The sequence below is a fragment of the Rhodococcus sp. EPR-134 genome, from assembly GCF_001647205.1.
GTDB classification, from domain to species: Bacteria; Actinomycetota; Actinomycetes; order Mycobacteriales; family Mycobacteriaceae; genus Rhodococcus_F; species Rhodococcus_F qingshengii.
Window position 1 is genome coordinate 1 of the sequence record NZ_LVCT01000381.1, and the last position, 14403, is coordinate 14403.

Below are 14403 nucleotides of genomic sequence, written 5' to 3' on the forward strand. Positions count from 1 at the left end.
GCACCTCGAGGCGGGGGAGACGGTGTACGCGCGTGCTACCCGGGTGCCGGATCTGCCGGAGACCCCGGTGTCGACGCCGGTGCAGGAGCCGGTCACGGTGAGCGTGGTCGGCCAGGTATGACCCGCTCGCCCTGTTTGACCTGTTGTACCCCCACTCCTGTTTGAGCGAACGGCACTTTCGGCCTCCTGATGGCGCCGAAAGTGCCGTTCGCTCAGAGTTGGGGGCCGGGCAATAGCGAGACGAGTTCAGCCCTCTCGGCAGACGAGGACCGGGCATTGGGCGTGGTGGATGAGGCTCTGACTGGTCGAACCGACTATCGACGCCATGAACGGGCTGCGGCCGTGGCTACCGACGACTACGAGTTGCGCTTCCGCGGAGTGCTCGAGCAGTGCCTTCATCGGTCCGCTGCGCTGGACACTGCGGGTGACCTCGACGTCGGGGTACTTCTCCGTCCAGCCGGCGAGGCACTCGGACAGCAGTGCATGCTCATGCTGTTCGTACGGTCCCCAGTCGACGAAGCGCCTGGCCTCGGAATACCCGCCCAGCGAGGCGTGCTCGTTCCACGTGTGGACCGCAACCAAAGGTGCGCCGAGGAACGCGGCAAATTCGAAGGCATGCGCGACGGCGAGTTCGCTGAGCTTGCTCCCGTCGACGCCGACGACGATGGGCCTGGTGTCGGCCATCGCGTGATCACCCGTACCGCGGAATACGGCCACGGGACAGTGCGCGCGGTTGACCACCCGAATGGTGTCGGATCCGAGAAACACGGACTGCATTTCGCTGGTGCCGGCCTGACCCAGTGCAACGATGCGAGCCGACTTCGAGAGTTCGACGAGTGTGGTTGCGGGAGTACCGGTCACGAGGCCACGTTCGACGGTGACGTCGGTGTGATCATCGCGGATGGCGTCCTCGGCCTCGTCGAGCAGTTTTGCACCCTCGACGCGAAGGTGGTGGTCGAACATCTCTTCGTCGGTGACGTTGGTACCGCCACCGGACTCGGGTTGTCCTGGCAGCACGTGGGTCAGGCGAAGTGGTTCGTCGAATCTCTTTGCAGCCGAAGCTGCCCACCTCGCGGCGTTGACCGCGCTTGCCGAGCCGTCGATACCGGCCACGATTCCGTGTCGAACAGATGCACTGGTCATGGAAGTCTCCTCGCGTCGCCTCCCTACCAGTGTGTCCCTGGTCACCCCGGGTTCGCTACAAACTCGTCAGCTTCCGCGGTGCGAGAACGTCGGTAGGCACAGCCGCGCGAGATCGACGCGGGCGCAACGACAACAGAGCGGTGATGAATCCGTTACCGGACAGTGTCAGTTCCACGTTCTTCAACACGGTTCGGCGCATCAACGCAAGCAGGGCTGCGACGCCGGTGACGGCCATCCACATAGGCAGCGGGTACAGCGTCAGGCGTTCACCAAGGCCGAAAGTGAGGGTTCGTCCGAGAAGCAGTACGGCACCGACGATTCCGGTAGCCGCGCACAGCCCTGACCACACTGCGATCCATTTGCTGTGCTTCCAGAATTGAATTGCCATGAGGACGAGAACGGCATGACGTGCGACGAAGCCGGGAAGTACGGCGGTCCAATGAACGAAGGTCCCGTCGTTCGCCGGGAAGAGGCCGGTGGCCGCGGTGCTCAATGCAACGACGACGGCAAGACCGAGAATCCACTTCTTCGCACGACCGTCCGGAATGTACTTGTGCAGCAAGGCTGCACCGAGGATGGTGAGCGCACCGAGGATCATGAAGGCCGCGTTCATCACGTCGTGCATCGGCGAACACGAATCCACGCTGCATGTCGTCACACCCAGCGAACTGATGGAGTCGCGCGCGAAGCTGTACGGCGTCTTCCATGCTCCGGCTGTGAAGATTTCGACAAGCAGGTAGAGCACCGACAGGACCCATGCGATGCCGGCTGTGCCGAGGCGAAGATTGTGAGTGATGGTGTTCCCTCTCGCGGCGCTCTGAGGGGATTGCACCCAAAGATCTGTTTCGCAGGCGAAGGAGGTACCTTCGCGAGCTGGAAAGATCCAACACTACGGTAACAATCTGATAACGGCCTGTGAAACCGGATCAGGCGGAGCGGACCAGACGGTCGGGTAGTGCATCAGCGACTTGTCGGTAACGGTCGATCATCGTTTCGATCAGTAGAGAGTGCCCACCGATCGTGTCGGCGAAACGCGCGCGCGGACATACAGTTGCTGCGGCAGCGCTGAGTCGATCGGTCAGTAGGCCGGGAGCCAAGAACCACGGTGCGACGACAACACGTTCGGCGCCGTCCTGCTCGAGTGCGGAGATCGCCTGGGCAACTGTCGGTTCCGCGGATGTCGCGAAACAGATTCGAACGCCCGACCAGTTGGTTCCGCCGAGGAGAGTGGACGCCAATTCTGCGGTCGCGGCATTGGCGCGCGCATCGGACGAGCCGACTGCCGCAAGAGCGACACCGACCGACGGATCGTCCGGCCGGGCACCCGCTTCGAGAATTCGCTCGCGTACTGCCTCGATCAGCCGAGCATCGCGACCCAGTACGTCTGCTTGGAACACGGTCAACTGGGGGTGGCGTGTCGCGGCAGCGGCCAAGAGTCCGGGCAGATCTACCCGGGCGTGGAAGGCATTGCCCAGCAGCATCGGAACAACAACGGCGTGAGTGTGGCCGTCGTGTGCAACTCCGTCCAGGACCTGATCGATGGACGGTGCATTGAGGTCGAGAAACGCCAGCCGGACATCGAGGTCTGGCCGGACTTCACGAAGAGCTGTCACAGCAGCCGCGATCACCCGAGCAGAGCGGGGATCACGGCTGCCGTGCGCAACAGCGATGAGCGGAACCATCGACTTAGACGCGCTCGCCCAATTCGACAGCGGAAATGACGTCGCCCACCAGGCCGGCTGCGAGAGTGTTTCCACCAGCGGGATCGATCAGCAGGAAGCTGCCGGTGTGGCGGTTGACGGCGTAGTCGTCAGCCACGATCGGCTCGGCCACCCGGATGGAGATCTTGCCGATCTCGTTGAGCTCGAGCGTTTCCGGGCCCTGATCCGTGGTGAGGTCCTGCTCGTTGAAGCGTTCCACCAAGCTGCCCACGATGGCCTGCGTCGTTCGCGTGCCGTGCTTGAGCAGCAGACGCGCACCGGGGCGCAGCGACTTCTCGGCCAGCCAGCAGACAGTGGCGTCGAATTCGCCGATCGGCTCGGGTGCGTCGGACGGCGATGCGATGGTGTCGCCGCGAGAGACGTCGACGTCGTCGGCCAGGATCAGCGTGACGCTGCGTCCGGCGTGGGCGACGTCCAGTTCGCCGTCGGCCGTGTCGATACGTGTGACGGTGGTGCGCGTACCCGAGGGCAGGATCACCACTTCGTCGCCGGGCACGACGGAACCTGCAGCGACCTGACCGGCGTAGCCGCGGTAGTCGAGGAACTCTGCGGTGCGGGGGCGGATCACGTACTGCACCGGGAAACGCAGACCGACGCGATGTGGCTCGGCGTCGACCGGAATCGACTCGAGGTGCTCGATCAGCGTGGGGCCGGTGTAGTACGGGGTCTTGTCGGAGCGGATGGCGACGTTGTCACCGTGCAGTGCCGACACCGGGATCTCGACGACGTCTTCGCTTGCCCAGCCCAGTGAGCTGGTGAGTTCGTTGAACTCGGCGGAGATCGAGGTGAAGACCTCTTCGGGGTTCTCGACGAGGTCGATCTTGTTCACGGCGAGAACGAGCTTCGGGACACCGAGCAACGCGAGAACCGCTGCGTGCCTGCGAGTCTGCGCGATGACGCCCTTGCGAGCATCGACCAGCAGGATCACGAGCTGAGCCGTCGAGGCACCGGAGACGGTGTTGCGGGTGTACTGCACGTGGCCCGGTGTATCGGCAAGCACGAAGGTGCGCTTGGGGGTCGCGAAGTAGCGGTACGCCACGTCGATCGTGATGCCCTGCTCACGCTCGGCGCGCAGTCCGTCCACCAGGAGCGAGAGGTCAGGGGTGTCGAGACCGCGGTCCACCGACGCACGGGTCACGGCGTCGATCTGGTCGGCGAGAACGGATTTCGTGTCGTACAACAGGCGGCCCACGAGGGTGGACTTTCCGTCGTCGACGCTGCCGGCAGTTGCCAGTCTGAGCAGATCGCTCATCAGAAGTAGCCCTCTCGCTTGCGGTCTTCCATGGCCGCTTCGGAAACTCGGTCGTCGCCACGGGTCGCGCCGCGCTCGGTCAAACGTGATGCCGCAACCTCGGCGAGGATCGCTTCGTTGTCAGCCGCATCGGAGAGAACAGCACCGGTGGTCGAACCGTCGCCGACGGTGCGGTATCGCACCGAAAGGGTCTGCAGCTCTTCGCCGTCAGCCGGCCCACCCCAGACTCCGGGGGTCATCCACATGCCGTCGCGCTGGTACACCGGACGCTGGTGGGCGTAGTAGATGCTGGCGAGTTCGACGTTGTCGCGGGCGATGTAACGCCAGATGTCCAGTTCGGTGAAGTTGCTGAGCGGGAAGACGCGCACCTGCTCGCCGGGGGAGTGGCGACCGTTGTAGAGGTTCCACAGCTCCGGGCGCTGCTTCTTGGGATCCCACTGGCCGAAAGCGTTGCGCAGTGAGAAGATCCGCTCCTTGGCGCGTGCCCGCTCCTCGTCGCGACGAGCGCCACCGAAGACGGCGTCGAAGCGATTCTCCGAGATCGCGTCCAGCAACGGCACGGTCTGCAGAGGATTGCGGATACCGTCGGGACGCTCGGTGAGGCGGCCGTCCGCGATGTACTCCTCGACGCTGGCCACGTGCAGGCGCAGGTTGTACTTGGCCACCACGTGGTCGCGGAAGTCGAGGACTTCCTGCAGGTTGTGGCCGGTGTCGACATGCAGCAGGGTGAACGGCAACGGCGCAGGCCAGAAGGCCTTGATCGCCAGGTGCAGCAGCACGGTGGAGTCCTTACCGCCCGAGAAGAGAATGACCGGGCGTTCGAATTCGCCGGCCACCTCTCGGAAGATGTGGATCGCTTCGGACTCGAGGGCGTCGAGAGTATCGAACTGTGTGCCGTCGAGCTGAGGCCGTGAAGGTGTCAAGTCAACTGTCATGATGCGTGCAACCCGCATTCTGTCTTGGAGGCACCGGCCCAACGACCGCTACGCGGATCGCTGCCGGGGGCTGGCTTGCTGGTGCAGGGTGCGCAGCCGATGGACGGATATCCCTCGTCGACAAGGGGATTGACGAGGATGGAATTGGTGTCGATGTAGTTCTGCATCTCCTCGTCCGACCAGGGAGCGATCGGGTTGATCTTCACGAGTCCGAAGGCTTCGTCGAAGGAGATCAGGGGAGCGTTGGCGCGGGTGGGCGCTTCGACGCGGCGGATGCCGGTCACCCACGCGCTGTAGCCGGACAGTGTCTGCTTGAGCGGCGCGACTTTGCGTAGTGCGCAGCAGCGGTTGGGATCACGGGCGAACAGATCCTTGCCCTCGGCGACATCCTGCTCGGCGACGCTTGCCAGCGCACGAGCGTTGATGACGTTGACGCCGTACACCTGCTCGACCGCGTCACGCGTGCCGATGGTTTCGGGGAAGTGGTAGCCGGTGTCGAGGAAGAGTACGTCGACGCCCGGATGCACCTGTGCGGCAAGGTGAACCAACACCCCGTCCTGCATGTTCGACGCCACGATGTACGAGTCGCCGAACGTGTCCTCGGTCCACTGCAACAGTTCCTGTGCGCCGGCTCCGTCGAGTTCTACTGCACCGCGCTCGGCGATGGACCGAAGCTCGTCGGCAGTTGCTCGCGAAATGTCCACTGTCATCGCAAATCTCCTTCGTCTGCGCGCACTGCCCATTCGGCGAACCGTTCACCTTCGTTGCGGTTCTTGACGAACTGACGTACGACGCGGTCGATGTAGTCACCCATCTCGACGCTGGTGACCTTGTGCTGGCGCAGCTTGCGTCCGAAGGCGCTGTCGAATCCGAGGCTGCCTCCCAGGTGAACCTGGAAACCCTCGACTTGATTCCCCTCACCGTCGTCGACGAGCTGGCCCTTGAAGCCGATGTCGGCGATCTGCGAGCGAGCGCAGGAGTTGGGGCAACCGTTGATGTTGATGGTGATCGGCACGTCGAGTTGGCTGTTGATGTCGGCGAGACGCTGCTCGAGTTCGGGCACGAGCACCTGCGAACGCTTGCGGGTCTCGGCGAACGAGAGCTTGCAGAACTCGATGCCGGAGCAGGCCATCAGGTTCTTGCGCCAGTGAGACGGTCGGGCGGGAAGACCCAGCGCGTCGAGATCGGCGATGAGCGGCTCGAGCGTCTCGTCGGCGACGTCGAGGATGATCAGCTTCTGGTACGGAGTGAAGCGGATCCGGTCGCTGCCGGCCTTCTCCGCGGCGTCGGCGACCTGAGCCAGGATGTCTCCCGAGACGCGGCCGGCGATCGGAGCGAAACCGACTGCGTTGTGGCCGTTGCGGGTCTTCTGGATGCCGACGTGATCGATCGGGCGCTTGGGCTTCTCGGGCGCGGGGCCGTCGATGAGCGGACGCTTCAGGTACTCGGTCTCGAGAACCTCGCGGAACTTCTCGATACCCCAGTCCTTGACGAGGAACTTGAGCCTGGCCTTCGCGCGCAGACGGCGGTAGCCGTAGTCACGGAAGATCGAGACGACGCCCTCCCAGACATCGGGGACCTCGTCGAGCGGAATCCAGGCGCCGACGCGCTGCGCCAGCATCGGGTTGGTGGACAGTCCGCCGCCGACCCAGAGGTCGAGGCCCGGGCCGTGCTCGGGGTGGTTCACGCCGATGAAGGCGATGTCGTTGATCTCGTGAACAACATCCTGCTGACCGGAGATAGCGGTCTTGAACTTGCGCGGCAGGTTGGAGTACTTGGGGTCGCCGATGTAGCGGCGCACGATCTCGTCGATCGCCGGGGTGGGATCGAGGACCTCGTCGAGCGATTCGCCGGCCAGGGGAGAACCGAGGACGACGCGAGGGCAGTCACCGCACGCTTCGGTGGTCTTGAGCCCGACGGCTTCGAGGCGCTTCCAGATCTCCGGGACGTTCTCGACTTCGATCCAGTGGAACTGAACGTTCTCACGGTCCGACAGGTCGGCGGTGTTCCGGCCGAATTCCTTCGAGATACCGGCGATGGTGCGCAGCTGCTCGACGTTCAGAGCGCCGGCGTCGCAACGCACGCGCATCATGAAGTACTTGGCCTCGAGCAGGTCGATGTTCTCGTCGCCGGTGAAGGTGCCGTCGTAGCCTTCTTCGCGCTGGGTGTAGAGACCCCACCAGCGGAAGCGGCCGCGAAGGTCGCCCTTGTCGATGCTGTCGAAGCCCTGCTTGGAGTAGATGTTCTCGATGCGGGCCCGAACGTTGAGCGGGTTGTCGTCCTTCTTGGCCTGCTCGTTGGCGTTGAGAGGCTCGCGGTAACCGAGGGCCCACTGACCTTCGGCGCGACGCTTGGCGGGACGCGCAGCGCGTGCAGGCCGGGCTTCGGCAGCTGCTGCCGAATCGGCGGGTGTGGCGGCGTCGGTTGTCGACGTCATCGATGAACTCCTGGATCTGGGCGGTTGATCGGCACGCGGCACGCACTATCGATGAACTGTGGCGGTGTCTGATCGGGACGCACCGGTCCGTGTCGGAAATCGAGGGGGCTGTCCTCGGTCTCGGAAAGCTCGCGGCCGGCAGGTGTGCTCACGAAAACGAACAGCTGGAGAAGCTGCGTCCCTGAAAAGGCATGTCTCTGCAGAGAGTGTTTCGGTGAAGCAGATGGAGATGAGCGGGAAAGGCTGGAAGATCAGTGAAAGATCAACAGCTACACAGGTGCAGACACGACGAGCTGCACACACGCTTGAAGTCGACATGGCGACGCGCCACAAGTCGCACTCCGAGTCCGGTCATGCGGACTATTGTGCCACGTCAACTCGATAATTCCGACTCGGGCGCATATTTCCACGAAAAACGGGGGAAATATCGAGTTCAAGCCATACGCCGACCTGCATCGCAGGCTGAATAGGTGTGCGTTCCGGATGCTGGGACACTGGAGGTGTGAATGCCACCAGCACGACTCCCACTCGACAGAGCGAGGCGACGCCCTTCGCCTTGCCCGCGCGATCGCTCGAGGGTGTCGGGAAACGGCCGTTCGGGATCTACATCCACGTCCCGTTCTGTGCCACCAGGTGTGGGTACTGCGATTTCAACACCTACACGGCCGGTGAGCTCGGAACCTCGGCGTCGCCGCAGTCGTGGCTGGAGGGTCTGCGGCGCGAACTCGATCTCGCGGCCGAGATGACGGGCGCCCCGGCGGCGGAGACGGTGTTCGTGGGCGGTGGAACGCCGTCGCTGCTCGGTGGCGACGGATTGTCCGACGTGCTGTCGGCGGTGCGGAGCAGCTTCGGCTTGGCGTCCGGCGCCGAAGTGACCACGGAATCGAACCCCGAATCGACGTCGCCGGAGTTCTTCGGTGCTCTCCGCAGTGCGGGATTCACCCGGATTTCCCTCGGCATGCAGTCGGCCGCCCAGCACGTTCTGAAGATCCTCGACCGCACCCACACTCCCGGTCGCGCCGTCGCTGCCGCGAAAGAGGCTCGCGCAGCTGGTTTTTCGCACGTGAACTTGGATTTGATCTATGGAACGCCAGGGGAGCGCGATCAAGATCTGGACGCCTCTCTCGATGCGGTTCTCTCCGCCGATGTCGATCACGTCTCGGCCTACGCGTTGATCGTCGAGGACGGCACCGCCATGGCTCGCAAGGTCAGGCGCGGCGAGCTGCCCGCCCCGGACGACGATGTGCTGGCCTCGCGGTACGAACGAATCGATTCACGCCTGTCCGAGGCAGGCTTGCGGTGGTACGAGGTCTCCAACTGGGCAAAGGCGGAAACCGCGGACTCCGGTGACACCCGGTGTCGTCACAACCTCGGCTACTGGGACGGCGGTGACTGGTGGGGTGCCGGTCCGGGCGCGCACAGCCACGTCGGCGGAGTGCGGTGGTGGAACGTCAAGCACCCGGCGCGGTACGCGGAACAGTTGGCGCTCGGCGAACTTCCCGTCGGCGGCAGCGAAGAACTGACCGCCGAGGACGAACACATGGAGCGAGTCATGCTGACCGCACGGTTGCGTACGGGACTTCCGTTGTCGGAACTGTCTGCATCCGAACGTCTTTCGGCCGAACAGGTGGTAGTCGACGGGTTGGCCGTGATCGAGAACGATCACGTGGTTCTCACCGACCGTGGTCGCCTGCTCGCTGATGCGGTGATTCGCACGATCCTGACCTGACGCGCAACCATCCTTCGCCGCGTAATGTGGCCGTGGTGGCCATCATTCATCGTGCGCAGCTGAATCCGTCCAAGAACGACCTGCTCCGAGCGTGGGTGCCCAAGCAGCCGTGGCTCGGGTCGGTCGACTGTTCGACGCTCGAACGCGTCGACGCCTATCGTTTCGACGACCCGGACGGCGAGGTCGGAATCGAGACGCACCTGATGCGCTCTGCCGACGGTCGAATTCTTCAGGTCCCGCTCACTTATCGTGGTGCTCCGCTGGACGGGGCGGAGACCGCGCTGATCGCGACCATGGATCATTCGGTACTCGGCGAACGGTGGGTGTACGACGCATGCTGTGATCCGGTCTACGTCAGCGCGGTGGCGACCGCGATTCTGACGGGTGGGGCCGGAGTCGAACTGGTCTTTGCGGACACCGCCGATCACATCCCCGTGACGGCTCACGTAGTAGGCAGCGGTACGGCCCGCGCTTCCGCACCGGCAGTCGAATCCGTGACCTGCTCGACAGTCGGCACCGACACGACCATCAGCGCGGGAGATCTGGAATTGACCGTGGTGAGAGTGATCGACGCAGATCGAGTGTCAGGCTCGGCAACGCTCACCGGAACCTGGCCGGGGCAGACGAATCCCGCACTGCTCGCGTTCGTCGGTTGAGTCTCGGTACCCGAGTCGCGTGAGCGTCAGCGGACTCCCTCGATGACACCGGGCATCGCGTCGAAGTCGAAGACACGCGCGTGCAGCACGACGCGGTTTCGCAGGGCCGAACGAACCGCTCGGTGCAGACCGTCCTCGAGGTAGAGAGTGCCGCGCCACTGCACTGCGTGCGGGAACAGATCGCCGTAGAAGGTCGAGTCCTCCGACAGCAGGCGATCGAGTTCGAGGACCTTCGTGGTGGTCACGATCTCGTCGAGTCGAACCTGACGTGGAGGGAACTTCGACCAGTCGCGTAGAGACAGTCCGTGATCGGGATACGGTTTGCCGTCCATCACGCCTTTGAAGATCATGTGCCGCCTTGTCCATGGTTGTGCGATCGACCTTTCGCCGATCTCACTCCACAGTAAGGGCAACAGCCGTCTCTGGCGCTCGGGCGATTAGACTGCCAGTGGAAACCGATGTGTAAATGTCGGTGTTCGTTCTTTTCAGGAAACGGAGGTGGCAACGATGTCGAGTACCGACGACAGGCGTTTCGAGGTCTTACGTGCAATCGTGGCCGATTACGTCTCCACCCAGGACCCGGTGGGATCCAAGGCACTGGTCGAGCGTCACAACCTCGGAGTGTCGAGCGCCACTGTGCGCAACGACATGGCATTCCTCGAGGCCGAGGGCTACATCGCCCAACCGCACACCAGTTCCGGCCGCGTCCCCACCGACAAGGGATACCGCGAATTCGTCGATCGCATCGCCGACGTCAAGCCCATGTCCGGGCCCGAGCGTCGAGCGATCCTCGAGTTCTTGGAGTCGGGTGTCGATCTCGACGACGTTCTGCGCCGCGGTGTGCGACTGCTCGCGCAACTGACCCGTCAGGTCGCGGTTGTCCAGTACCCGTCGCTGTCCGCGTCGTCGGTTCGCCACCTCGAGGTGGTCGCGTTGACGCCGGCGCGCCTGCTTCTCGTTCTCATCACCGATTCCGGCCGCGTCGATCAGCGAATCGTCGAACTCGGAGACGTCCTCGAAGACGAAGACCTTTCCCGGTTGCGCACGCTTCTCGGCGGAGCACTGGAAGGCAAGCGCCTGGCCGCCGCGTCGATTGCCGTGGCGGAACTGGCCGACGAGTCTCCGGCCGACCTTCGCGACGCCGTGATCCGCTCGGCAACGGTTCTGGTCGAGACCCTGGTCGAACATCCGGAAGATCGTCTCGTTCTGGGCGGAACCTCGAATCTCACGCGCAACGCCGCCGATTTCTCCGGTCTGGCCGGCTTCCCCGGTTCGCTGCGCGCTGTGCTCGAAGCACTGGAAGAGCAGGTAGTGGTCCTCAAACTGCTCGCTGCGACGCAGAACTCCGGCACGGTCACCGTTCAGATCGGTGAAGAGACGCAGGTCGAACAGATGCGCGGAACCTCTGTGATTTCGACTGGCTACGGCGCGGCCGGTACCGTTTTCGGTGGTGTCGGTGTGCTCGGACCCACTCGGATGGACTATCCGGGAACAATTGCATCGGTTGCCGCCGTTGCCAGATACATCGGCGAAGTTCTCTCCGAGCGATGACGGACGTCGACATTCGTCGGCACGCCTCCTCGCGAGGACTGAGGAAAACCTAGAAGTAAGAGAAGGACGAGAGACTCAACGTGGCACGGGATTACTACGGATTGCTCGGCGTCGACAAGAACGCGACAGACCAGGAGCTCAAGCGCGCTTACCGCAAGCTGGCACGCGAACTGCACCCGGACGTCAACCCTGACGAGGCGGCGCAGGCCAAGTTCAAGGAGATCTCGACGGCCTACGAGGTCCTGACCGACCCGGAGAAGCGTCGCATCGTCGATCTCGGCGGAGACCCGCTCGAGTCTGGTGGTGGCGGCGGTGGTGGCTTCGGCGGCGGATTCGGTGGCGGCGGCCTCGGCGACGTCTTCGAAGCATTCTTCGGCGGCGGTGGCGGCGCAGGTCGTGGGCCGCGCGGTCGCGTTCAGCCCGGAGCCGACTCGTTGCTTCGCACCAAGCTGACCCTCGCAGAATGTGCGACGGGAGTCAGCAAGCACGTGACCGTCGAGACGGCCATTCTGTGCGACAGCTGCACCGGAGCCGGAACCAACGGCGACTCCAAGCCTGTCCGCTGTGAGACCTGCAACGGTGCCGGCGAAGTTCAGTCCATCCAGCGCTCGTTCCTCGGTCAGGTCATGACCTCGCGTCCCTGCCCGACGTGCCGCGGTGCCGGTGAGACCATCCCGGATCCCTGCCACAAGTGTGGCGGCGACGGCCGAGTTCGGGCCAAGCGTGACATCACCGTGAAGGTTCCCGCGGGCGTCGCCGGTGGCATGCGCATCCGTTTGACCGCGCAGGGTGAAGTGGGCCCGGGCGGCGGACACCCCGGCGACCTCTACGTCGAGATCGTCGAGCAGCAGCACGACGTCTTCGTTCGAGACGGTGAAGACCTGCACTGCACGATCCGCGTTCCGATGGTCGACGCAGCGCTCGGTACGACTGTCACCGTCGACACCATCATCGACGGCCCCAAGGAAATCACCATCGAGCCAGGCACCCAGCCCGGACACGTTGCTGTTCTTCGCGGTCATGGCATGCCGAAACTGCGGTCGGGAGTGCGCGGCGACGTGCACGCTCACCTCGAGGTGGTCATCCCGAGCCGTCTCGATCACAAGCAGTCCAAGCTGCTCAAGGAATTCAAGCTGCTCCGCGATCGTGACGAGGCCGAGGTTGTCTCGACGGCCTCGCAGAACAGCGGTGGATTGTTCTCGCGTCTTCGCGAAGCATTCAGCGGCCGCTGACGGTGGCCGCAACGGTCTTCTTTCTCGACCCGGTTCCCGGCGTCGGTGAAATCGCAGTTCTGGACGGACAGGAGGGTCGCCACGCGGCCACTGTCCGCCGGATCGGCGTCGGTGAGCGATTGGTGTTGGCCGACGGCCGAGGCCGGGTAGCCGACGCCGAGGTGACGAGCGTCGGCAAGGACCGCCTGGAACTGTTGGTCAGTGACGTTCAGGTTCTCGAGCAGCCCAAGCCGTTGGTGACCCTCGTTCAGGCACTTCCCAAGGCCGAGCGTTCCGAGTTGGCCGTCGAACTGGCGACCGAGGCGGGGATCGACGCGGTGATCCCGTGGCAGTCCTTGCGTTGTGTCGCCAAGTGGGAGGGCCCCAAGCTCGCCAAGGGCGTCGCACGCTGGCGAAGTGCGGCAGTGTCTGCGGCAAAGCAGTCCAGACGCGCGTTCGTCCCGGAAATTGCGGAACTGCACAAGACGCCGGCGGTGATCGCGTTGGTTCGTGACGCCGTTGCCCGTGGCGCTGTGGTTGCGGTGCTTCACGAATCGGCGACGACGCCGTTGGCCGGTTTGCCGCTGGCGAGCGCGGACGAGGTATTTCTGGTTGTCGGTCCCGAAGGTGGGCTCGACGATTCGGAGATCAGCGCGTTGTCGGAGGCCGGGGCCACTCCGGTGCTTCTCGGCCCGACGGTCCTGCGCACGTCGACCGCCGGGGCTGTTGCTCTGGGCGCGATCGGAGTGCTGACCGATCGCTGGGGACCACGGCCACTGCACTGATCTTGTTGTGATCCCGAGCTGAATCGGATCCGGCGCTCAGCGAAGTGTCAGATTTGCGCACTATCGTAAGGACGTCGGGGGTCGCCTTCGGCGTGAGTTGGTTCGGGGATTTCAGGAGGCCAGATGTTGTCACGTGCGCATATGCGAATCGTTGGAGCGGTGTGTGCCGCGGCGGCGTTGATGCTCGTCGCGGGGTGCACGGTCTCCACCGGAGACAACACGGGTTCCTCCAGCAGCGCCGTCACCACTACCCCGACCAGCGAGGCTCTCGTCACCGTCACCCCGGCGGACGGCGGAACTCCGGTGAGTCCACTCGACCCCATCGAGGTCCAGGTCGCGAAGGGAACACTGACGACCGTCGCGCTGACCAACCCCGAGGGTAAGGAAGTCGCCGGTATCACCACGCCGGACAAGACGTCCTGGAAACCGAGCGAACCACTCGGATACGGCAAGACCTACAAGCTGGTCGTCGACGCCGTCGACGCGAATGGTGTTGCCACGACCAAGAACCCGACGCTGACCACCGTCGCGCCGAGTAACCAGACCCGGGCGTACATCAACACCACCGGTGGCGCCTCGATATCGGACGGTGGCACGTACGGTGTCGGCACCGTCGTCGCCGTTCATTTCGACGAGTTGATCGGTGACAAGGCCGCGGCCGAGAAGTCTCTGCTGGTCACAACCAATCCGCCCGTACAGGGATCGTGGTACTGGGTCGACGGTCAGAACGTTCACTGGCGACCGCAGAACTACTACGCACCAGGCACGACGGTCTCGGTGAACGCGAACATCTACGGCAAGCAGCTCGGCAACGGACTGTACGGCCAGCAGGACGACACCGTGTCCTTCAAGATCGGCGACTCCCACGTCTCGGTCGCCGACGACAACACCAAGATGGTGACCGTCTACGAAAACGGTCAGGTGATCAAGGAAATGCCGACCTCGATGGGAATGGGCGGCACCGAGACGATCGGCGGCACGAC

Annotated in this window: 14 protein-coding genes; 6 read left to right on the forward strand and 8 right to left on the reverse strand. The window is 64.1% G+C overall.

Translation table 11 applies throughout. The features are described from left to right. Nucleotides 1–246: 246 nt before the first annotated feature. From A2J01_RS17340 to A2J01_RS17370, 7 genes are all read right to left on the reverse strand, one after another. Nucleotides 247–1143 (reverse strand): universal stress protein, encoded by an 897-nt coding sequence (locus A2J01_RS17340; protein WP_003944544.1) that lies wholly within the window; start codon nucleotides 1141–1143, stop codon nucleotides 247–249. 55 nt (nucleotides 1144–1198) lie between these two features. Then, nucleotides 1199–1975, reverse strand: coding sequence for a DUF998 domain-containing protein (locus tag A2J01_RS17345; protein ID WP_042450193.1), 777 nt, complete (start codon nucleotides 1973–1975; stop codon nucleotides 1199–1201). Nucleotides 1976–2069: 94 nt separating this feature from the next. Next, entirely contained in the window at nucleotides 2070–2825 is a 756-nt protein-coding gene (locus A2J01_RS17350; RefSeq protein ID WP_064113187.1) for a sirohydrochlorin chelatase, read from the reverse strand. Between the two features lie 4 nt (nucleotides 2826–2829). Continuing rightward, nucleotides 2830–4116 (reverse strand): sulfate adenylyltransferase subunit 1, encoded by a 1287-nt coding sequence (locus A2J01_RS17355; protein ID WP_058039406.1) that lies wholly within the window; start codon nucleotides 4114–4116, stop codon nucleotides 2830–2832. Further along, on the reverse strand, nucleotides 4116–5051 hold the full coding sequence (gene cysD, locus A2J01_RS17360) for a sulfate adenylyltransferase subunit CysD (protein WP_007731054.1): 936 nt from the start codon (nucleotides 5049–5051) through the stop codon (nucleotides 4116–4118). The genes A2J01_RS17355 and cysD overlap by 1 nt, the downstream gene beginning before the upstream one ends. Beyond that, nucleotides 5048–5761 carry a phosphoadenylyl-sulfate reductase gene (locus A2J01_RS17365; RefSeq protein WP_003944488.1) on the reverse strand — a complete coding sequence of 238 codons (714 nt, stop codon included), beginning with the start codon at nucleotides 5759–5761 and terminating at the stop codon, nucleotides 5048–5050. The genes cysD and A2J01_RS17365 overlap by 4 nt, the downstream gene beginning before the upstream one ends. Next, nucleotides 5758–7488, reverse strand: coding sequence for a nitrite/sulfite reductase (locus A2J01_RS17370; protein ID WP_042450188.1), 1731 nt, complete (start codon nucleotides 7486–7488; stop codon nucleotides 5758–5760). The genes A2J01_RS17365 and A2J01_RS17370 overlap by 4 nt, the downstream gene beginning before the upstream one ends. A 502-nt stretch (nucleotides 7489–7990) precedes the next feature. Here A2J01_RS17370 and hemW point away from each other — a divergent pair. After that, nucleotides 7991–9217 (forward strand): radical SAM family heme chaperone HemW, encoded by a 1227-nt coding sequence (hemW, locus tag A2J01_RS17380; RefSeq protein ID WP_042450186.1) that lies wholly within the window; start codon nucleotides 7991–7993, stop codon nucleotides 9215–9217. Nucleotides 9218–9252: 35 nt separating this feature from the next. Next, on the forward strand, nucleotides 9253–9873 hold the full coding sequence (locus tag A2J01_RS17385; protein ID WP_064113188.1) for a CG0192-related protein: 621 nt from the start codon (nucleotides 9253–9255) through the stop codon (nucleotides 9871–9873). Nucleotides 9874–9899: 26 nt separating this feature from the next. On the opposite strand, the gene A2J01_RS17390 is transcribed toward A2J01_RS17385, so the two are convergent. Then, a complete protein-coding gene (locus A2J01_RS17390; RefSeq protein WP_003944521.1) occupies nucleotides 9900–10223 on the reverse strand; it encodes a type II toxin-antitoxin system VapB family antitoxin in 324 nt (107 codons plus the stop codon). Between the two features lie 157 nt (nucleotides 10224–10380). On the opposite strand from A2J01_RS17390, the gene hrcA reads away from it, so the two are divergent. The 4 genes from hrcA to A2J01_RS17410 all read left to right on the forward strand — a co-directional run. Continuing rightward, nucleotides 10381–11424: a heat-inducible transcriptional repressor HrcA gene (gene hrcA / locus A2J01_RS17395; protein ID WP_003944583.1), complete on the forward strand. Its 1044-nt coding sequence runs from the start codon at nucleotides 10381–10383 to the stop codon at nucleotides 11422–11424. An 80-nt stretch (nucleotides 11425–11504) separates the two neighbouring features. After that, nucleotides 11505–12656 (forward strand): molecular chaperone DnaJ, encoded by a 1152-nt coding sequence (gene dnaJ / locus A2J01_RS17400; protein ID WP_003944460.1) that lies wholly within the window; start codon nucleotides 11505–11507, stop codon nucleotides 12654–12656. A gap of 2 nt (nucleotides 12657–12658) precedes the next feature. Beyond that, nucleotides 12659–13420, forward strand: coding sequence for a 16S rRNA (uracil(1498)-N(3))-methyltransferase (locus tag A2J01_RS17405; protein WP_003944495.1), 762 nt, complete (start codon nucleotides 12659–12661; stop codon nucleotides 13418–13420). A 141-nt stretch (nucleotides 13421–13561) separates the two neighbouring features. Next, a partial coding sequence (locus tag A2J01_RS17410; RefSeq protein WP_231915813.1) for an Ig-like domain-containing protein occupies nucleotides 13562–14403 on the forward strand: 842 nt, incomplete at its 3' end.